This is a genomic window from Pseudarthrobacter sp. NPDC058119 (genome assembly GCF_042884655.1).
Taxonomy (GTDB): Bacteria; Actinomycetota; Actinomycetes; order Actinomycetales; family Micrococcaceae; genus Arthrobacter.
In genome coordinates, this window is sequence record NZ_JBHVTN010000001.1 from 680,207 (window position 1) to 700,075 (window position 19,869).

15 protein-coding genes are annotated in these 19,869 nt (G+C 66.8%); 6 read left to right on the forward strand and 9 right to left on the reverse strand.

Features of this window, described 5'->3' with window-relative positions; translation table 11 throughout:
- Positions 1-294: 294 nt before the first annotated feature.
- Genes ACFVTD_RS03200 through ACFVTD_RS03210 form a run of 3 tightly spaced genes read right to left on the reverse strand, consistent with a single transcriptional unit; the run spans position 295 to position 3,503 of the window.
- The gene (locus ACFVTD_RS03200; protein WP_387557910.1) at positions 295-1,395 is read right to left on the reverse strand and encodes a polyprenyl synthetase family protein; all 1,101 of its coding nucleotides are present in this window, start codon (positions 1,393-1,395) and stop codon (positions 295-297) included.
- Positions 1,392-2,723: a geranylgeranyl reductase family protein gene (locus ACFVTD_RS03205; RefSeq protein WP_387557913.1), complete on the reverse strand. Its 1,332-nt coding sequence runs from the start codon at positions 2,721-2,723 to the stop codon at positions 1,392-1,394. Before ACFVTD_RS03205 ends, ACFVTD_RS03200 begins: the two co-directional genes overlap by 4 nt.
- A 3-nt stretch (positions 2,724-2,726) precedes the next feature.
- Complete coding sequence (locus ACFVTD_RS03210; protein WP_387557916.1) at positions 2,727-3,503, reverse strand: demethylmenaquinone methyltransferase; 777 nt, start codon at positions 3,501-3,503, stop codon at positions 2,727-2,729.
- A gap of 117 nt (positions 3,504-3,620) precedes the next feature.
- Here ACFVTD_RS03210 and ACFVTD_RS03215 point away from each other — a divergent pair, with 117 nt between their 5' ends.
- The 4 genes from ACFVTD_RS03215 (at position 3,621) to ACFVTD_RS03230 (ending at position 7,947) form a co-directional block, all read left to right on the forward strand.
- The gene (locus ACFVTD_RS03215; protein ID WP_387557919.1) at positions 3,621-5,036 is read left to right on the forward strand and encodes an isochorismate synthase MenF; all 1,416 of its coding nucleotides are present in this window, start codon (positions 3,621-3,623) and stop codon (positions 5,034-5,036) included.
- A gap of 189 nt (positions 5,037-5,225) precedes the next feature.
- On the forward strand, positions 5,226-6,179 hold the full coding sequence (locus ACFVTD_RS03220) for an ABC transporter substrate-binding protein (protein WP_387557922.1): 954 nt from the start codon (positions 5,226-5,228) through the stop codon (positions 6,177-6,179).
- 35 nt (positions 6,180-6,214) lie between these two features.
- A complete protein-coding gene (locus ACFVTD_RS03225; protein WP_387557925.1) occupies positions 6,215-7,174 on the forward strand; it encodes an amino acid ABC transporter permease in 960 nt (319 codons plus the stop codon).
- A complete protein-coding gene (locus tag ACFVTD_RS03230; RefSeq protein ID WP_387557928.1) occupies positions 7,171-7,947 on the forward strand; it encodes an amino acid ABC transporter ATP-binding protein in 777 nt (258 codons plus the stop codon). The genes ACFVTD_RS03225 and ACFVTD_RS03230 overlap by 4 nt, the downstream gene beginning before the upstream one ends.
- Positions 7,948-8,066: 119 nt before the next feature.
- Here ACFVTD_RS03230 and menD read toward each other — a convergent pair whose 3' ends face one another.
- Positions 8,067-9,818 (reverse strand): 2-succinyl-5-enolpyruvyl-6-hydroxy-3-cyclohexene-1-carboxylic-acid synthase, encoded by a 1,752-nt coding sequence (menD, locus tag ACFVTD_RS03235; RefSeq protein ID WP_387558958.1) that lies wholly within the window; start codon positions 9,816-9,818, stop codon positions 8,067-8,069.
- Positions 9,819-10,069: 251 nt separating this feature from the next.
- Here menD and ACFVTD_RS03240 point away from each other — a divergent pair, with 251 nt between their 5' ends.
- Complete coding sequence (locus tag ACFVTD_RS03240; protein ID WP_387557931.1) at positions 10,070-11,158, forward strand: LacI family DNA-binding transcriptional regulator; 1,089 nt, start codon at positions 10,070-10,072, stop codon at positions 11,156-11,158.
- 42 nt (positions 11,159-11,200) lie between these two features.
- Here the strand turns inward: ACFVTD_RS03240 and ACFVTD_RS03245 are convergent, their stop codons facing one another.
- From ACFVTD_RS03245 to ACFVTD_RS03265, 5 genes are all read right to left on the reverse strand, one after another.
- Positions 11,201-12,574 (reverse strand): glycoside hydrolase family 32 protein, encoded by a 1,374-nt coding sequence (locus tag ACFVTD_RS03245; RefSeq protein WP_387557934.1) that lies wholly within the window; start codon positions 12,572-12,574, stop codon positions 11,201-11,203.
- 32 nt (positions 12,575-12,606) lie between these two features.
- A complete protein-coding gene (locus tag ACFVTD_RS03250) occupies positions 12,607-13,509 on the reverse strand; it encodes a carbohydrate ABC transporter permease (RefSeq protein WP_387557937.1) in 903 nt (300 codons plus the stop codon).
- Between the two features lie 8 nt (positions 13,510-13,517).
- Positions 13,518-14,519, reverse strand: coding sequence for a carbohydrate ABC transporter permease (locus ACFVTD_RS03255; RefSeq protein ID WP_387557940.1), 1,002 nt, complete (start codon positions 14,517-14,519; stop codon positions 13,518-13,520).
- Entirely contained in the window at positions 14,516-15,937 is a 1,422-nt protein-coding gene (locus tag ACFVTD_RS03260) for an extracellular solute-binding protein (protein ID WP_387557944.1), read from the reverse strand. The genes ACFVTD_RS03255 and ACFVTD_RS03260 overlap by 4 nt, the downstream gene beginning before the upstream one ends.
- Positions 15,938-16,166: 229 nt before the next feature.
- Positions 16,167-18,233 (reverse strand): PhoX family protein, encoded by a 2,067-nt coding sequence (locus ACFVTD_RS03265; RefSeq protein WP_387557947.1) that lies wholly within the window; start codon positions 18,231-18,233, stop codon positions 16,167-16,169.
- 305 nt (positions 18,234-18,538) lie between these two features.
- Between ACFVTD_RS03265 and ACFVTD_RS03270 the strand changes: the two genes are divergently transcribed.
- Positions 18,539-19,714: a serine hydrolase domain-containing protein gene (locus ACFVTD_RS03270; protein ID WP_387557950.1), complete on the forward strand. Its 1,176-nt coding sequence runs from the start codon at positions 18,539-18,541 to the stop codon at positions 19,712-19,714.
- Positions 19,715-19,869 lie beyond the last annotated feature (155 nt).

A 19,869-nucleotide genomic window follows, 5' to 3' on the forward strand; every position in this document is an offset into this window, starting at 1 on the left:
GCCCTCAATGTGCCCCACGACGGCGGCGGAGGCAGGAAAAAATCTTTGACAGGAGCAGTTACACGGGACTTGCGCATTGTGACAAACCTGTCATAAGCTATTCACGGATCCGCTAAACGCCTCCGGCGGGTCTGATGCGAACGGAGAGATAGCCCCGGTTCACAGCAACTTCGGTTGTTGCGGACCGGGGCTATCCCGTTAAGCCCAGCTGCGACGGCCAAATCGACACAACAAAAAAGCCCGGCACCTCGCGGCTGGATCAACCAGAGGTACCGGGCCCTAAGCGAACGACAATCAGCTGGCGCGGTCCACCACGGCCAGCGCGAAGTTGGACAGCGATTCCTTGACCACGCCCTCGGGCAGCGGAGCAAGGGCTTCAATGGCTTCCTTGGCCCACTGCCGCGCCACCACCCAGGAATCCGCGGTGACAGGGTGCTCGCGCAGTCCTGCCACGGCGGCGGCAAGCGCCTCGTCGGAGGACAGGTCGCCGTCAATCAGTTTCAGGAGGTCGACGGCGGACTGGTCGCCATCCGTAGCGGCCTTGCGCAGGAGCAGCACCGGCAGGGTGGGCACCCCTTCGCGCAGGTCGGTGCCGGGGGACTTGCCGGACTTGACCTTCACTCCAGTCACGTCGATGACGTCGTCGGCTAGCTGGAAGGCCACGCCCACCTTCTCGCCGTACTCCACCAGGACGTCCTCGTAGGCCTCGTCGGCGCCGGAGAAGATGGCACCGAACTGGCCGGACGCGGCCACCAGCGAGCCGGTCTTGTCCGCGATGACCGAAAGGTAGTGTTCCACCGGATCCTCGTCCGGCCGCGGGCCCACGGTCTCGTGCAACTGGCCCAGGCACAGCCGCTCGAAGGTGCGCGCCTGGATGCCCAGTGCGCGGCCTCCGAGCTCCGACACCAGGATGGAGGCGCGGGCAAAAATCAGGTCACCGGTCAGGACCGCGACGGAGTTGCCCCACACCTCGTGCGCCGTGGGGGCGCCGCGGCGGAAGGGGGCGGAGTCCATGACGTCGTCGTGGTACAGGGTGGCCAGGTGCGTCAGTTCAACCACGACGGCAGCCTGCACCACGGCGGGCAGCGACGCGTCCCCGAGGTGGGCGCAGAGCAGGGTCAGCAGGGGCCGGATCCGCTTGCCGCCAGCCTCCACCAGGTGGCGCGACGTCGCGTCCGCCAGGGGGTCTGAGTTGGCGATGGCTTCGCGGAGTTTCTTCTCCACCTTTGCCAGGTTGGTGGTGATGGCAGGGCCGAGTTCGGGGTCCTCCGCGATGGCCGCGAAGCCTGCGGGCAGCTGAAGTCCCGTGGCGATGGCGGTGGTGTTGAGGCTGGGTTCGGAGTCCGGCAGGCCGTGCCCGGCGTGCGTCCAGCTGTGGTCTGCGGAGTTGGTCACGGGTTAACCCTAACTTTTTGTTGCGGATACCGCTGGTTCGGAGCTGACGGGGTATTGGATGTGGCCGGAACCAGTGATTCCAGGACGCGGATCACCCGGTCCTCGAAGCCCTTCGCCGACGGGTCGGTGAGGTTGGCAAGGAGCCGGACCACGAACCGCATCAGGACCGGGATGGGCATGCCCGTGCGCAGGGCCAGCTTCATGATGGCCGGCTTGCCGATCAGCGCGGCGAAGGCCCGGCCCAGGGTGAAGTGTGAGCCCCACTGGTCCCGTACGTAGTCCGCGTACCGCGCCAGGTGCGCGTCGGCGTCGTACGTTCCGCCCGAAGCAGCCGTGCGGGACGAGGCGTCGATGATGAACTCGGCGGCGAACCGGGCGGACTCCATGGCGTAGGAGATGCCCTCGCCGTTGAAGGGCGAGACCATGCCGCCGGCGTCGCCCAGCAGGAGCAGGCCGGGCGCGTAGTGCGGGGTGCGGTTGAAGCCCATGGGCAGGGCCGCGCCACGGATTTCGCCCACCTGGTTCTCCGGCGTGAAGCCCCAGTCGGCGGGCATGCCTGCGGTCCACTCGCGCAGGACCTGCTTGTAGTCCAGCTTGCCGAATTCCTTGGAGGAGTTCAGAATGCCCAGGCCCACGTTGGAGGTGCCGTCGCCCACGCCGAACACCCAGCCGTAGCCCGGCAGCAGCTTGCCTTCGCGGCCGGGCAGCTCCAGCCAGCCTTCCATCCAGTCGTCGTTGGTCCGTGGCGAGGTGAAGTAGGTGCGGACGGCGACACCCAGCGGGCGGTCGTCGCGCTTCTGGATCCCAAGGGACACGGCGGTGCGCGTGGAGTTGCCGTCGGCAGCGAGGACGACGTCGGCACTGAACTCGCGCGTCTCCCCCGTCTTGCGCCCGGACTCGTCAAGGAGCGCTGCGCGGACGCCGGTCACGCGGCCGGCCTCGTTGCGGAGGGCCTCGGTGACGCTGTGCCGCTCAAGGATAGTGGCGCCGGCGGCTTCAGCGTGCCGCGCGAGTTCCTCGTCGAAGCCGAGGCGGGTGCGGATCAGCCCATACTGCGGAAAGTCGGACACCTCGGGCCAGGGCAGCTCAATGGTGCGGCCGCCGGCGATCAGGCGCAGCCCCTTGTTGCGCCGCCAGCCGTCGTTCTCAGGGTGCGGCAGGCCGAGCTTCTGGATTTCGCGGACGGCGCGGGGCGTCAGTCCGTCGCCGCAGACCTTCTCGCGCGGAAACGCCGTCTTTTCCAGGACCGTGACCTCAAGGCCGGCCTTGGCGAGGTAGTACGCGGCAGTGGATCCGGCCGGACCCGCGCCGACAATCAGTACCTTCACAGGTCAGCGCGCGGTGTTGCGCCGCAGCTTGGCCACGGGGCCCTTGTGCGCGGCGATGGCGGCAGCAGCGCCGTCGGGCGAGGAATCGGCCGGCTTGAACGCGCGGTGCACCGCCACGATGCCGCCGGTGAGGTTGCGGTAGGTGACCTTCTCCCAGCCGCACTCCTGCAGCCAGGCGGCCAGGTGGTCCTGGTCCGGCCAGGCGCGGATGGACTCGGCGAGGTAGACGTACGCGTCCGGGTTGGAGGCAACCTTCGTGGCGATCGCGGGCAGGGCGCGCATCAGGTACTCCGTGTACATGGTGCGCCACAGCGGCACCACGGGCTGGGAGAACTCGGCGATAACCACGCGGCCGCCGGGCTTGGTGACCCGCAGCATCTCCTGCAGCGCCTTCTTGGGCTCGTTCACGTTGCGCAGGCCAAAGGAAATGGTGCTGGCATCGAAGGTGTTGTCCGCGAACGGGAGGTTGGTGGCATCCCCGGCGACGAAGTTGATGTCCGGGCGGCGGCGCTTGCCCACCTTGAGCATGCCCAGGGAGAAATCACAGGCCACAACGTCTATGCCGGCGTCGGCATATGGCTCGCTGGAGGTACCCGTTCCGGCGGCAAGATCCAGGACCCGCTGGCCCTTCGAGACTTCCATGGCATCAACCACGATCTTCCGCCAGCGGCGGGTCTGCCCCATGGAGAGGACATCGTTGACGACGTCGTATTTCGGTGCGACGTCGTCAAACATTGTGGCTACTTCGTCCGGACGCTTATCCAAGGATGCTCGGTTCACCATGACATTGTCTCAAATGTTCCTGACGGCGCTGACCAGTACGGATTCGACGCGGCCAGGGGCGGAAAGTTACTGCGAAGTACTGCGGATTACTGTCGGGGGTACTGTTGATCCATCATGACAAGCACGCTCGGCACCGGTCTCCTGACAAGCCTGACAGTCCCCTTGGATGGAAAAGAATTCCCCGGGGGACTTCCTGCGTTTCTGGTCCGTGACGATGTCCTGTGCTGGACCAGGCGCGAAGCCGGCCTGGCAGGCTTCGGCGAGATCGCACGGTTCACCGCCACGGGACCGGACCGGTTCCTGGAGGCGGACATCTGGTGGCGGCACCTGGTCCTGGAGGCCGAGGTGGCGGATTCCGTGGAGCTGCCAGGCACCGGCCCGGTGGCTTTCGGTTCCTTCGCGTTCTCCAAGACGTCGGCCCATGAATCACGGCTCATCGTGCCGGAGATCGTGGTGGGAGTGCGGGACAACCAGGCCTGGCTCACCCAGTTGACGTTCGACGGCGGCCCGCTCACCGAAGAGACGGCCCTCGCCGCGCTGGACCGCTGGGTGGGCGGCGGTTCCGCCGGTGCGCCGGCTTCGGAAGGCACGACGCCGGCAGCAGGCTCCGCCGGGGACGCGTCGGTTGGTGACGTGCCCGGCGCGGCGGGTGGCGCCGTCGTGCGCCCCCTCCCCCTGGCTGCCGGCGCGACGCTGCACACCGGTTCCCTCAGCGAGGAAGCCTGGATGGAAGCCGTGGCCGCCGGTGTTGCCGAAATCCGGACGGGCGCCCTGGAAAAGCTGGTGCTGGCACGGGACGTCGTCGCAACTATTCCTTCCGGCGTACATGCCGCGGATGTGCTGCGCGAGCTGGCCGCACGGTACCGCGAATGCTGGACCTACGGCGTGGACGGACTGGTGGGGGCCACGCCCGAGATGCTGATCCAGGTGGAGGGTCGCACCGCCCAGGCCCGCGTGCTGGCCGGCACCCTGGACCGCCGCGATGCGCACGGCGAGGACGGGCCGCCGATGGACTACGCCACACGCGTCCTGGCTGGCTCGGAGAAGCAACGGCATGAGCATGAGATTGCCATCCAGTCGCTGACCAAGCAGCTGGCGCCGTTCTCCGAGGCTATGAACGCCCATGACGAACCTTTCATCCTGGAGCTGCCCAACGTTTGGCACCTTGCCTCCGACGTCAAGGCCGAGCTCACCGAGGTGGAAGGCCATGTGCCAACCTGCCTGGCCCTGATCAATGCACTGCATCCCACCGCCGCGGTCTGCGGGACGCCCACCCTCGTGGCCGGGGAACTGATCCGCAAACTGGAGCACCTGGACCGCGGACCGTACGCCGGTCCGGTGGGCTGGCTGGACGCAGCCGGCAACGGGGAGTGGGGCATCGCCCTGCGCGGGGCGGTCATCGAGTCCCCTGAAACCGTCCGGCTGTATGCCGGGTGCGGCATCGTTGACGGCTCGCAGCCCGAGGCCGAACTGGCGGAGACCTGGGCCAAGTTCCGGCCGATGCTGGAGTCCCTGGGCATCAACAGCTGACGTTCTTTTCGCGCCTTCCCGGGCAGCGAGTCTGGGATGACAGACACATGCTCTTCTGGAAGGCTTGATTTTGCCACCGCTACAGTTATCCAATAGTGAAACTTAGTTGCGTGTGACGTACCTCTCTTGTTGAGCGTTACACTATAAGCCGCGTTAGTACCTCATAGCCCCTGCAACAAAAGGTAAGAAATGCAGACTCCCCGTACCCTCCTGGGCACCTCCAAGCTGACCGCTGCCACCATGATCGCCATCAGCGCCCTGGCCCTCTCAGCATGCACGAACGCCTCGGAAACGGGTCCCTCCAGCGCGGCCACTTCTTCGGGCAGCGCCAGCGCCAGCTTTGATCCCACCACGGTCAAGAAGGACGATGCCCTGGCCGCCATGGTCCCGGACGCCATCAAGTCCAAGGGCACCATCACGGTCGGCTCCGACACCAGCTACGCCCCGGCCGAATTCCTGGGTCCGGACGGCCAGACTCCGGTCGGCTACGACGTGGACATCGCCAAGGCCATCGGCGCCACCCTGGGACTCAAGGTCCAGGTCCAGACCGCGGAGTTCACCGGCATCCTCCCGGCCCTCGGCCCCAAGTACGATCTGGGCATCTCCTCGTTCACCATCAACCCGGAACGCCTGGGCGCCGTGAACATGGTCAGCTACTTCAACGCAGGCACGGCGTGGGCCGTCAAGAAGGGCAACCCCAACAAGTTCTCGCTGGACGATGTGTGCGGTAAGTCCATCGGTGTGCAGACCGGCACCGTCCAGGAAGACCCGGACCTCTCCGACCGCAACAAGAAGTGCGTTGCTGACGGCAAGAAGCCCATCGACATCGTCACCCTGAAGAACCAGACGGATGTCACCACGCGCCTGGTCAACGGCAGCATCGACGCCATGGCCGCGGACTCCCCGATCATCGGCTACGCGCTGACCCAGACCAACGGCCAGCTGGAAAAGCTCGGCGACGTCTACGACTCCGCTCCGCAGGGCATCGCCGTGGCCAAGGCCGACACCGCCTGGGCCGACGTCATCCAGAAGACCGTCACCAAGCTGATGCAGGACGGCTCCTACAAGAAGATCCTGGACGGCTGGGGCAACTCTGAAGGCGCCATCACCAAGTCCGAGGTCAACCCGGCGGTCAAGTCTTGAGTTTTCGCGTTACCGACGACAAGTCAGGTGTGCACATGGAACACCATCAACACCGGGACGCACCGGTACTGAATAAGTCAGTGCCGGTGCGCCACCCCGGCCGGTGGGTCAGCGCCGTCATCATCCTCGCCTTCGTTGCAATTTTCCTGCAGAGCCTGTTCACCAACCCCAACTTCCGCTGGGACATTGTGGGCACCTACATCCTGGACGTGAAAGTGGTCCAGGGCGTGGGCTGGACCCTCCTGCTGACGGTCGCATCGATGGTCCTGGCCATTGTCCTGGCCATCCTGCTGGCGTTCATGCGGCAGTCAGACAATCCGATCTTCCGGTGGTCCAGCTGGGTCTGGGTGTGGTTCTTCCGCGGCACCCCGGTTTATACCCAGCTGGTGTTCTGGGGCTTGATCGCAGTCCTTTACCCCAAGATCAGTGCCGGCGTTCCGTTTGGACCCGAACTTTTCAGCCTGGATACGGCGAGCGTGGTCAACGCCACCGTCGCTGCGATCCTCGGCCTGGGCCTGAACGAGTCTGCCTACCTGGCTGAGATCTTCCGGGCCGGCCTCAAGTCCGTGGACCGGGGCCAGCAGGAAGCGGCCGAGGCACTGGGCATGGCCAAGGGCAAGATCATGTGGCGGATCATCCTGCCGCAGGCTATGCGCGTGATCGTTCCTCCCACCGGCAACGAAACGATCGGCATGCTGAAGACCACCTCGCTGGTCCTGGCCGTTCCGTTCACCCTGGACCTGACGTTCGCCACGAACGCCCTGGCCAACCGGACCTATCTGCCGGTTCCGCTGCTGATCGTGGCCGCGATTTGGTACCTGGTTATCACCAGCATCCTCATGGTCGGCCAACACTTCATCGAGGCCTACTACGGCAAGGGCGTGGACAACCTCGCCCCGGCGGCAGTAAACCCGGCCGCCGCCAAAGCAGCCGGCGCCGGCGCCGATGCCACGCGGTCCATGAAGACGGACTTCCCCGAGGAGAGTGCACGATGACCGTCACAGCAGAGAAGCCGCTGGTCAAGATCGAGGGCCTCCACAAGTACTACGGGCACCACCATGTCCTCCGGGGCATCGACATGACCGTCAACCAGGGCGAAGTGTCGGTGGTGATCGGGCCGTCGGGTTCCGGCAAGTCCACCATGCTGCGGTGCGTGAACCTCCTGGAATCCATCAGCGCCGGCCGGATCTCCGTTGGCGGCCAGCTGATCGGCTACCGCGAGGTCAACGGCAGGCTCCACGACCTCAAGACCAAGGAAATCGCCGCCCAGCGCCGCGAAATCGGCATGGTCTTCCAACGCTTCAACCTCTTCCCGCACAAGACGGCGCTCCAGAACGTCATGGAGGCGCCGGTGCACGTGAAGGGCCAGTCCAAGGCTGCCGCCCAAAAGCGGGCGCTTGAGCTGCTGGACCGGGTGGGGCTCGGCGACCGTGCCGGCCACTACCCGTCCCAGCTTTCCGGCGGCCAGCAGCAGCGCGTGGCCATCGCCCGTGCGCTGGCCATGGAGCCGGAGCTCATGCTCTTCGATGAGCCCACGTCGGCGCTGGACCCGGAGCTGGTGGGCGATGTCCTGAACGTGATGAAGGACCTCGCCAAGTCCGGCATGACCATGATCGTGGTGACCCACGAGATCGGCTTCGCCCGTGAGGTGGGTGACACGCTGACGTTCATGGACGGCGGCGTGGTGGTGGAATCGGGCGATCCCCGCGAGATCATCGCCAACCCGCAGCATGCCCGCACCAAGGAGTTCCTGGGCCGCGTGCTCTGACACGGTTACTCACGTTCGACGCGCAAATGCCCTGTCGCTACCGGTATTCCGGCAGCGGCAGGGCATTTCTGCGTTGTGAGGTACTTTGCGCGTCGGCAGGGGATGTTGCGCGTCGGCAGCTACTGCCCGGAGAGCACACCCTGAACGGCGGCGGTCACGGCGTCCTTGATCCGCGCATGGAGCTGCCGCAGCGACCGGCGGTCCGTGCGGACCTCCAGGATGCTGCGCCCCTGCACAGGATGGGCCAGCGCTTCGGCGAGTCCCGCCGTCGTACCCACCAGGGAGTGTCCGACGCCGTACGCCGCCGCGAGTGCCGCAATGTCCACCGAGTGCGGGGTGCCGAAGAGGCGCTCGACGGCGTCTCCGTAGCGGCCGCCTTCCTCCACTCCCCCGTGCTCAAGCAGGCTGAAGATGGCGCCGCCGGAATCGTTCAGCACCACGATCCTCAGGTCCGGCTGTTCTTCGCCGGCACCGAGGAGGAGGCCGCCGGCGTCGTGCAGGAAGGTCACGTCCCCCAGCAGGACGGTAGTCTGCTGCCGGCCGCCGAGGGCGATGCCGGTGGCGGTGGAGATGGTGCCGTCGATGCCGGCCAGGCCGCGGTTGGCGTATACGGTAGCGGCTGGATCTGCGGCGGGAAGCCCCGCCAGGTCAACGTCCCGGATGCCGTTGGAGGAACCGAGCAGCAGCTGGCCGCGCGAGTGTTTCCAGACAAGCGCGGCCACTGACGGTCCCTTTGCGGCGGCTTCCGCAGACACCACCTGGTCCAGCGCGTGCTGCGCGGCCGATCCCGCCAGCAGCCAGGTGTCCAGCCAGGTGGAGCCGCCACGGCCGGCGAACCCGGCCAGGTCCGCAAGGTTTTCCAACGGCAGCTCGGTGCGGCGCCCCGGCTCGTACCAAGCCACCGGGACGGGCTGGTACAGGGCGGATTCGACGTCGGCACTGGCCAGCAGCGCAGCCACCGGACGGGAAAGCGTCGGTCGGCCGAACAGCACCACCCGCTCGATGGGCTGCGCGGAACCGGCCCGGAAATGTTCCAGCAGCAGCCGGTATGGGCCGACGGCATTGGGACCAAAGCGGGAGTTGGAAGAAGGCTCGGCGAGCAGGGGCAGGTTGTGGGCGCGGGCGAAGGCTTCGGCAACCGGACCGGCGTCGTGCCCTGCCAGCACCACCGTCCGCCGCTCGGGCAGCGTGTCCGGGGCCGGCGGCAGGTTCATGACCAGCGGCTCGGATCCCACGCGGTAGCGCTGCCGCTCCACGGCGTCGGGCAGCCGGTCCCCGGGGGCGGGAACCAGAGGGTCGCGGAACGCGAGGTTGAGCTGGACGGGGCCCGGCGGAAGGTCCGGGAATGCGCCGGTGGCTGCGGAAAGTCCGGTCTGGATGGCCCGTTCGGGGTTGCTGCCCGCGGGAACATCGGCGGCGAACCGGACGTGCTCGCCAAAGAGGTCCGGCTGCACCGTGGTCTGGTTGGCGCCGGTCCCGCGCAGCTCATCGGGACGGTCTGCTGAGAGAACAATCAGCGGGACGGCGGCGTGGTTGGCTTCCATCACCGCGGGCATCAGGTTTCCGACGGCGGTCCCTGACGTGGTGAGGACGGCTGCGGGCGAGCCGCTGGACAGGGCCAGGCCCAGTGCGGTGAAGCCTGCAGAGCGCTCGTCGATGCGGACCAGCAGGTCCACCCGGCCCGCGGCTGAGGCTTCGGCGAGGGCGTAGGCCATGGGGGCCGACCGCGACCCCGGCGATACCACCACGTGCCGCACGCCGCCGTCGAGCAGGACGTCGACGGCGATCCGCGCCGCAGCGATCGCGCCCAGCGCAGCGTCGGGGGCGTCAGGGCTGCCCGGCCCGGGGGTCTCCGGGGCTGGTTCGTTCAACGAAGTCACCAACCCAGTCTGCCATCCTCCAACGCCCCATCACCTCCCGCCCCAATCCACCACACGCCCCATCACCTCCCGCCTTCATAGGCCCGAAAGGTGATGGGGCGTTCCCGAAAAGGGAGCTAAAAGTGATGGGGCGTTCCCGAAAAAGGGGCGGAAGGTGGTGGGGCGTCGGGAGAGCGCGGAAGCTCACACGAGTTAGGTAAACTGCACCCAAGCAAGAGATTTCAGCACCCAAAGGACCGCCAATGAAGCGCAAGGCCACCGCCCTCGACGTTGCCAAGCTGGCAGGCGTCTCGCGCAGTGCCGTCTCGCTGGTGCTCAACGGCCGCGGCGACGGGAACGTGGCCCTCGAGAGCCAGCAGCGGATCCGGGAAGCAGCGGCTGCGCTCAATTACTCCCCCAACAAGATCGCCCTGAGCCTGCGCAACCAGCAGTCGCGCATTATCGGAATCGTGTCCGACCAGGTGGTCACCAGCCCGTTCGACGGCAACATCATCGCCGGCGCGGATGCAGTGGCCCGGGAACACGGCTTTGTGACAGTGGTGATGGACACCGAACTGGACGAGTCGCGCGATGAGAGCGCCGTGGAAACCCTGCTGGACCGCCAGGTGGACGGGCTGATGTACGTGACTGTGGGCCTGCGGCCGCTGCACGTGCCCGCGAACATGGCACGTGTGCCGTCGATCCTTGCCAACTGCTTCGATGACCGGCCGGAAGCAGGGCTTCCGGCCGTGATTCCTGACGAAGTGCGCGGCGGCCGGGAAGCGGCGGAGCACGTGATGTCCCTGGGCCACCGTGACATCGCATTCCTCGCCGGCGACTCCCTGACCCCCGCGGCGCCCCGCCGGATCGAGGGCTACCGCGAGGCCTTCAGCATCGCGGGGAGGCCTGTCAACGGGGACCGCGTCATCCAGGTGGGCTGGGACATCGACGCCGGCTTCCACGGCGCCATGAAACTCCTCGAAGGCGTGGAACCGGCCGGCCGGCCCACCGCCATCCTGTGCGCCAACGACCGCCTTGCCATCGGCGTGGTGCTGGCCTGCTACCGGCTGGGCCTCAGCGTCCCGCAGGACGTGTCCGTCATGGGGTATGACGATGAGTTCCGCATCGCCAAGGCCATGGTCCCGGCACTGAGCACCATCGCCCTGCCGCTCCGGGAAATGGGGGCTGCGGCCATGACGTCCCTGCTCGCCGAGGTGGGGTCGGCGCCGAAGGGAGCGTCCGACGGCGGCGGCCCGGCTGCCGCTGCCGTCTCCGGCGCGGCGCCCGAGACTTTGGTCCCGTGCCGGCTGGTGGCCAGGGAGTCCACCGGCCCGGTCCCGGCCGGACGCTGACCGCGCCGCCAGCCTGGACTTACCGGACCGGTGTGGAGCGGGCTACGCGGGCCCGGCCAGGGTCCAGACGTCCGCTGTTGCCCCTGCGGGAAGGCTCAGTTGCCACTCCTCCCCCGCTGCCGGATAAGCACGCAGCGTAGTGGCTACCGAGCCGCTCCGGTACACCTCCACCAACGATGCATCCACGAACACCCGCAGTTCCTCGCCCGAAGCAATGCTTCCGCTGAAGACCATCTGCCGGCTTCCGTTCCCTACCAGGAGCAGTTCCACCGGGCCCTCAATGCTTGCCCTCACCATAGCCTCGGCGAAGGCCGGCACAGGCACCGTCCCGGACGCGCGGCGGGCCAGCAACTCTCCGCGGTAGGCATCAATTTCCGGGGCCGGGCTGACCGCCAAGGCGCCGTCCACTACAGACAGCTCGCGCGGGAAGGTCAGGACTCCTGCCCAGCCGGCGGCGTCGATCTCGTCCTGGCTGCGGCCGCGGCGCCCGTCCCGCCCCGGGCCTTCGTTGGCCCAGCCCCACAGCAGGGCCCGGTCCGCCAGGGACACCACCTGCGGGGCGTAGAAGTCGCGGCCCAGGTCGGACTTTCCACCGGTCCGCGGCGTGAAGACGGGCAGCCCCGTGGCCGGGTCTTCGGCCAGTGACCCGACCAGGTGGCCCACCCCGTTGGCGTGCTCGTGTGAGTCGCCCGCGAGCCAGAGCGAGAACATCATCAGCCACGTCTCCGCGCCGGAGCTGTCCGGAACCTGCACCAGCTGCGGGCACTCCCAGATCTCGGCCGGGGTAAACGTGGCGGCAACCGGGTTCTCGGAGGTCAGCCAGATGCCCTGGTACTTCCAGTCGGACAAATCGTCCACGGTGTAGAGCAGCAGGGCGGCGTGTCCGTTGGCCAGTCCGGCGCCCTGCATGGCGTAGCGCCTGCCATTGAAGTGGAAGATGAAGGGGTCCCGCACGGCGGTGACCAGCCCGTCGTCGGGCATGGTGGCCGCCACGTGGCCGGTCTGGTTCCAATCCACCAGGTCCTGGGAGCCGCGGGCGATGACCACCTGGGAGTGACCCCCGTCGCTGCGGACGCCGGAGTACGCAGCGGTGGGAACACCGTCGTCGTCCGTCACCACCCCTGTCCAGCAGCCGTACTCGTCGGGACCGCCGTCCTGCGGGCGGAGCGCCACGGGGTGCTCCTCCCAGCGGACCAGGTCCGCTGAGCTCACGTGTCCCCAGGCGATCCTGTGATGCCGGGCTGAGTCCGGGTTGTACTGGAAGAACACGTGGTACCGGCCGTTGATGAAGCTGATGCCGTTGGGGTCGTTGATCCAGCCCTGCGCCGGGCGGGGGTGGAAGCGGGGGAAGGCGGGGTCGGGATGAGCGGCGGCGACGGCATCGAATGGGACGGCGGCGAGGTCCGGGGAGGTCATGGAACGGCCTTTCGGGCTTGGGAGAGGGAGGTTTACTTGCCGGTTCCGGCCGTGAGGCCGTCCTGCAGGGCGCGCTGGCCGAAGATGAAGACCACCAGCGCGGGAATCATGGACAGGACCACCCCGGCGAGCACCACCGAGATGCTGCCGGTGCCCAGGTTGCCCTGCAGTGAGACGAGGCCCAGCGGGAGGGTGAAGTTCTGTTCGGAAATGGTGAGGATCAGCGGGCGGAAGAACTCGTTCCAGTGGAAGTTGAACGCCAGGATTCCCACGATCGCCATGCCGGGCATCGCCAGGGGCGCATACACCGAACGGAAGGTCCGCCACGGGCTGGCGCCGTCGATCGAGGCGGCTTCGGCCAGTTCGGCCGGCAGCCCCATGAAGTACTGGCGCATCAGGAAGGTGCCGAACGCCGTCGGGATGGCCGGGAGGATCAGTGCGAGCAGGGTGTCGGACAGGCCCATGCCGCGGATCAGCATGAAGACGGGGACGATCGTCACCTGCACGGGCACCATCATGGTGGCCAGCACGATTGAGAACAGCGCGCCGCGTCCACGGAAATTCAGGTGCGCGAACGCATAGCCGGCCAGGGCGGCGGAGACCATCTGGCCCACCGCGATCACGCCCGTGACCAGGGCGCTGTTGAGGACCAGCAGGAAGATATTCAGCTGCTTGAATACTTCCCCGTAGGAAGTGAAGTCCGGGTTCCAGGGAATGAACGACGGCGGCAGCTTGAACGATTCCGACGGTGACCGCAGCGACGTGGACAGGGTCCAGAGCACCGGCCCGAGGGTCAGCGCAGCGGCGAGCAGGAGCAGGAGGGTCCGGACGGCGAAGCTCCAGTTGAACTTCTTCCGGTTGGGCGTGGTGACGGGGAGGCCTTGGGAGAGCCGGGGCGAGTGTCCGGCCAGGCCGTGGTCAGTTGTGGTTGTCATGGCTGGCCTTACTGGTAGAAGACGAATCGTTTGCTGAGCCGGAACTGTGCGGCCGTGATGGCCATGATGATCAGCGTGAGCAGCACGCCGATGGCGGATGCCTGGCCGAATTCGAGCCGCTGGAAGGCCGATTCGAAGATGACCATGACGGCGGTGCGGGTGGAGTCTCCGGGGCCGCCGCGGGTCAGGACGTAGGGCTGGTCGAAGACCTGCAGGGCGCTGATGATGGCCATGACCGAGGCCACCAGGGTGGTGGGGCTCAACAGCGGCAGCGTCACGTGGAGGTGCTTGCGCCAGCCGGTGGCGCCGTCGATTGCCGCCGCCTCATATGTCTCGACGGGTATGGAGGCCAGTCCGCCGATGAACAGGAGGAAGGAGAAGCCGAAGTTCTGCCAGACGTACACCAGGATCACGACGGCGGCCGATCCGCCCGGGGTGGTCAGCCAGGGCACGGCGGGGATGCCCACCAGGGACAGGAACCAGTTGACCACGCCGAACTGTTCGTTGAAGAGGTACCGCATGAAGATGGACACCGACGCGGCGGACAGGATCAGCGGGAAGAAGAACGCGGACCGGAAGAACACCCGCAGCCACGCCGGCATCTTCTCCTGCACCATGACCGCCAGCGCCAGGGCCAGCCCCAGCTGGAGTGCCACGGCCACCACCACGAACACGATGGTGTTCAGGAAGGACACCCGCACGGTGGGGTCCTGGACCACTTCGGAGAAGTTGTCGAAGCCCACGAAGCTGGGGGCCGAAATGATGTCCCAGCGGAAGAAGGCCAGAACAACCGAAGCCACGATGGGAACCAGGGTGAACAGGCCCATGCCCAGGATGGTGGGGGCCAGGAAAATCCAGGCCAGCCAGCGCTGGTTGTGCCTGGAGCCGCTGCGGCCGCCCGCGGTGGCGGCACCGCTGGTGCCGCCGGCGCCGTGGGTGCGGGCCGTCGTCGTACTTGCCCGGCCGGCTGCCCGCTTGGGCCGTTCCCGGGGCGGGGTGGTGGTGCTCATGACTGCCTCCTCAGGGCAAGTTCAAGGTCGCGCTGCATGGATGCGAGGGCCTGCTTGAGCTGCTGCTCGTCCCCGCTGACGGCAAGGGATACGTTCTTCATCAGGGCCGTTTCGACGGCGGCCTGCTGGGGTGGTGCCGGGATGGGGCCGGTGGTGGGGAACCGGTCCAGGGTGTCGTAGAAGACCTTCCAGTGGGCGGGCCCCTTGCCGGCGTACAGCTGTTCGTTGACCATGGAGCGGCGCGCCGGAGTGGTGATCGGGTTGGGGAAGATCAGTTCCATGGCCTCGCGGCTGGAGCTGAACTTGATCCATTCCCAGGCGGCGTCCTTGTCCTTGGCGGTCTTCATGATCGCGTAGCCGGCGGTGCCGAACTGGTGGCGCTGGGTCTTCCAACGCGGGAAGAACTGGACGTCAAAGTCGTTGGCGCCCATCCCGGCCTCGTGCAGGCCCTGCACCCAGTAGCCGCCCGCGGGAGTGGTTCCGATCCGGTTGGAGGCGAACAGGCCCACCAGGGAACTGCCGCCGCCTTCTTCGGGCCGGACGCCCAGTCCGTCCTTGACCAGGCCGCGGAGGTAGTCGAAGGACTCGAACACGCGGCCGTCGTTGGCGTTGGGTTCCAGCCACTGGTAGCCGCCGGAGCGGAGGCTGCGGGAGGGATCGTCGGCGTAGAAGCCGTCCCAGAGCCATTCGCCGCCCGCGGACCTGGTCTCCTTGAGGAAACTGGTGTCGTTGGCGTAGAGCCACGGGACCACGCCGCCGAAGAGCCGGTTGGTCCAGTAGTAGGGCGTGAAATCAGAGGTCCGGGCCCTGCGCATCGCGGCGAGGCTGTTGCGGAAGTCGATGTGGGTCCAGTCGTCCGCGGGCCGATCCAGGCCTGCCTGCGCGAAGGCGGCGGTGTTGTAGTACATGTTGGCGGCGTTCCAGTCCATGGGGAGCTGGTACAGGCTGCCCTTGTACATGAAGGCCTCCACCAGGCTGGGGTGGACGTCATCGAAGAATTCGCGCATGTCCGCGGCGTCTCGGCGGATGTACTCGTCCAGCGGGTGGGCCAGCCTTTCGGCGAACAGCTGGGCGCCCTCGGTGGCCACGTACACCACGTCCGGCGGGGTGCCGGCGGCCACCATGGTGAGGATCTTGGTGAAGAAGTCTTTCCAGTCCACGGCCTGGATTGCCTGGACCTTGACCCGGATTTCCGGGTGGAGTCGGGTGAATGCGTCGATGGCGCGCTGGCGGGCGGCGGCGTCCGCTGCGGTACCCATGATGGCGATGCTGAGGCTGTTGTCCCCGCGGCCCGGTATGTCCGTTCCGGAGAGCCGCGGCCACGACGCCACGGTAGCTCCGATGATTCCCGCGCCCAGGGCACCCAGTGCGGTACGGCGGGTGATCTCCCGCAGGTGCCCGTTGATGGCTCCGGTCATGTCCTTTTCCTTCCTAACACGTGTTAGGAACTGTAGATGACCGACCTAACACGTGTCAAGCATCACATCCGGAGGCATCTGGGAGCTGGGAGAGGCGGGCACTAAAGCCCAAACGCCCGCCCACCGTTCCCCCGGAAGGGGCGGAAGATGGGCGGGCGTTCAGCGAAAAGCGGCCAAAGGTGATGGCGCGTCAGATTTCGACAGGCTCAATCACCGGAGGTCCCGAATATTAGCCGCGGAACACCTGGACCACTGCGGGACGGGGCGCGCGCACTTGGCCGGGGGCCGGCGTCGTGCCTGCCGGGACGTAGTCCGGGAAGAAGGAGTGCGGAGCCTCGAAGGTACCTTCCTCGCCCGGGTGCTGCACGGAGACGAACACGGTGCGCTCGTCGTCGTGGATGACCGGGCCGCAGGTTTCTGCGTCGCGCGGGACGGAGAGGAACTGCTCCACCTTGCCGCGTTCGGCGCCGTCCAGGGTGACCTTGAAGAGGCCGTCGTTGTAGCCGATGCCGGAGGGCGCGCCGTCGGTGGAGATCCAGAGGTTGCCCACGGTGTCGAAGGCCACGTTGTCCGGGCAGGAGATGGGCGAGACCTTGTCCGCCGGGTAGCCGGAGAAGTAGGTGACGTCGCCCTGCGCCGGATCGCCGCAGACCATCAGGAGGGTCCAGTTGAACTTGGTGGAGGTCTGGTCGCCGGTTTCGGTGATTTCCACGATGTGCCCGTCGCGGTTCTGCGTGCGCGGGTTGACCTCCGTGGCGCCTTCCTTGGTGCCGGTGCCGCGGTCGGAGTTGTTGGTGCAGACCACGTAGACCTTGCCGGTGTGCAGGCTGGGCTGGACGTCCTCGCAGCGGTCCATCTTGGTGGGGCCCACCTTGTCCGCGGCCAGGCGGGTGTACACCAGGACCTCTTCGACGGACATGCCCGCCACGGCGGACTTGCCGCCGACCACCAGCGGCAGCCATTCGCCGGTGCCGTCGAACGCGCCGTCTGAGGGGAGCGCGCCGGTGCCGGTGATTTCCGTGGCGGGTGAGTTGCCGGTGAACTTGGCCACGTAGAGGTCGCCCTCGGAGAGCAGGTTCATGTTGTTCCTGCGGTCGCCTTCGACGTACTTGCCCTTGGAGACGAACTTGTAGAGGTAGTCAAACTTCTCGTCGTCGCCCATGTATGCCACCACGTGGCCGGATTCGGCCACGATCACGTTGGCGCCTTCGTGCTTGAAACGGCCCATGGCGGAGCGCTTCTTGGGGGTGGAGGTTGGGTCGAACGGGTCCACTTCGACGATCCAGCCGAAGCGGTTGGACTCGTTCTCGTACCCGGGGTTGCGGGTGTCGAAGCGGGGGTCGTCCAGTTCCCAATGGCGTGCCGTGGGCTTGGCGGTCAGGCCGTAGCGCTTGTCGCCGGCCGATGTGCCCCCAGCGACGAAGTAGCCGTTGAAGTTCTCCTCGCCGGAGAGGATGGTGCCCCAGGGGGTGGTGCCGCCGGAGCAGTTGCCGAACGTGCCCTTGATGGCGCGGCCGGAGGGGTCTGCCACGGTCTTGACCAGTGCCGAGCCGGCAACCGGGCCGGTCAGTTCGTAGGTGGTGTCGGAGAGGTAGCGGCGGTTCAGCGGCGCGCCCTTGACGTAACTCCACGGCTTGGTGGTGTTCTTGCGTTCGAGCTCCACCACGGCCAGGCCGTGGGCGGCGCGGCCGATGGCGCGGGTTTCCTTGGCGTCGTAGCCGGCGGGAACCATGATGTTTTCGTTGGTGTACTCGTGGTTGGTGAACAGCACCGCGCGGCGGCCCTTGCTGCCGGGGATTTCCACGATGTCGGTGTAGTCGTTGTTGTAGCCGAACTGGCGTGCCTGGGCAGCTGCGGTCTGGTTGTCCAGGTCGAATTCCGGGGAATCGTTGAACAGCGGGTCGCCCCAGCGGATGATGGGCTGCCAGGTGAAGCCTTCCGGCACGGTGAAGGCATCAACGGCCTTGTCGACCGGCTTGATGGCAGTGAACTGAAGCTTGGAGTTGCCGAAGCCTTCCTTGGCGGCCTTGGACAGGCCAGCGGCGGAGGCAGGCTCGGCGGAGCTCACGGCTGAACCGAGGGCGACGGCGAGCGCACCGGCGGCACCCAGGCCCAGGGCGGCACGGCGGGACAGGGTTGCGGAGGCGATGTCGCGGAAGTAGCTGTTGGAGCTGGTGTTGCAGACGTCGCCGGCGCAGGCGTTGTCGCACTTGAGCGCACAGGTGACAGGGCTGCGCTTGCCCTTGGTATGGCCGAGCATGGGCAGCAGGGTGAACTTGCGGGCAGTTTCAGACATGGGGAACCTTCCAAGGAATCTCTCTGGGGTGCCCGCCCACCCTTCCAGCCGCGTCCTACCGGAACCCATCCATTTGATGAAGTTAACGTTAACCGCCCGTGACCTGCGGGAACGTTTCCGCCGGTTACCGCCGGTGGTACCGCCCCAATCCAGGGCTTGGGTGAACTTCCCGAAACTGCTTTCCCTTCCCGCCGGGAGGAATTAAAATTGGAATGCTGGGCGGACGGCGCCGCCGCAGGTCTGGCCGGACGCGGCGCCGCAGACGGCCCCAGTATTGTCACCCTGTCCAGGGCGGTTGACCCGGCATGAGCACGAACAGGCCTGCCTGGCGGCGGGCGGTCATCGCCGCCGTCCTAGCGGTGACCGGCTGTACCTACACTCAAGACGAGCCCGTCCCTTCTTCAAGCTACCCCAGCCCCTTCAGTTCACTGGAGAACCAGGTGCGGCTGTTCATGAACGACGGCGCAGTGGCCACCGTCGTCCAGGTCAAATGGCCTGACGGTGAGTGGTCCAAGGCCATCGGCATGCGCGACCTTGAGACCAGAACCCCGGCGCAGCCATCTGACCGTGTACAGATCGCCAGCGTCACTAAAACGATGACCGCTGTGGCGGTACTGAAGCTCGTCGACGACCACCTCATCGGCCTCGACGACCCCGTGAATGATGTCATCCCCGGGTTTACCACCGCGCTTAAGCCTCCAGGTCCCATCACTGTCAGGCAATTGCTCAGCCACACGTCGGGCATGCCGGAGGCCAACGACGCTTTGCCCCGCGACGTTGACTTCCGCCCGGTCCTCTCCCGCACGCTGACCATGGAGCAAGGGTTGCAGCTGGCCGGGACCCTGCCATGGACCGAGTCAAGCGTGGGGTCTTTCAAGTACTCGAACACGAACTACCTCGCGCTCGGCCTGCTGGTCCAGGAACTCCGGCATCAGCCCTTTGCCACCGTCATGCGTGAGGAGATCTTTGGCGCGCTTGGTTTGAAGAGCACCACCCTGGACCACGTCTCCCCGAACGAGTCCGGTCTTCTGCACGGCTACGTGACTTTGCGGGGTGAGCGGATCGATACCACGGACAACATCTTCAATGCCGGCTCGCCGGCCGTGGGCGCCGTATCGACGGTGGAGGACATGAACCACTTCATGGCCGCCCTCTTCCAGGGCCGGGCAATCTCTGGGGCGTCGTTGGCCGAGATGAAGGCGAAGACCGTCACCGCACCGTACGGTCTGGGTCTGTGGGAACACGCAGACGGCTGCTCCAGTCAGCCGCGCTACGTAGGCAGGGGCCTCTTCTGGGATTACCAGACTGTGGCGGTCAGCAGCAGCGACGGGCGCTACCAGGCCGCGATGACCATCACCACCCCGCCGCTCCCCACTGAGCTGGAGGATGAGTCCACCCAGAACAAGCGCGAACTCCTTGTCGGCCAGATCGAATCAACCCTCAACGAAGCCCTGGACCGGCTGTGCGCCTCGGCCAAGTGAGGAAACATCAATCCCCGATCAACTGGCCGGCCACCTAACCCACGGGATGCCCGTGCGAGCAGTGGTCCTCCCCCGGCAGGATCTCGTGCCCCTGGATGCAGGTCCTTTCCGGCGCAAGCGGCCGGTCACGGCTGCTGAGGAAGATACTGCTGGAC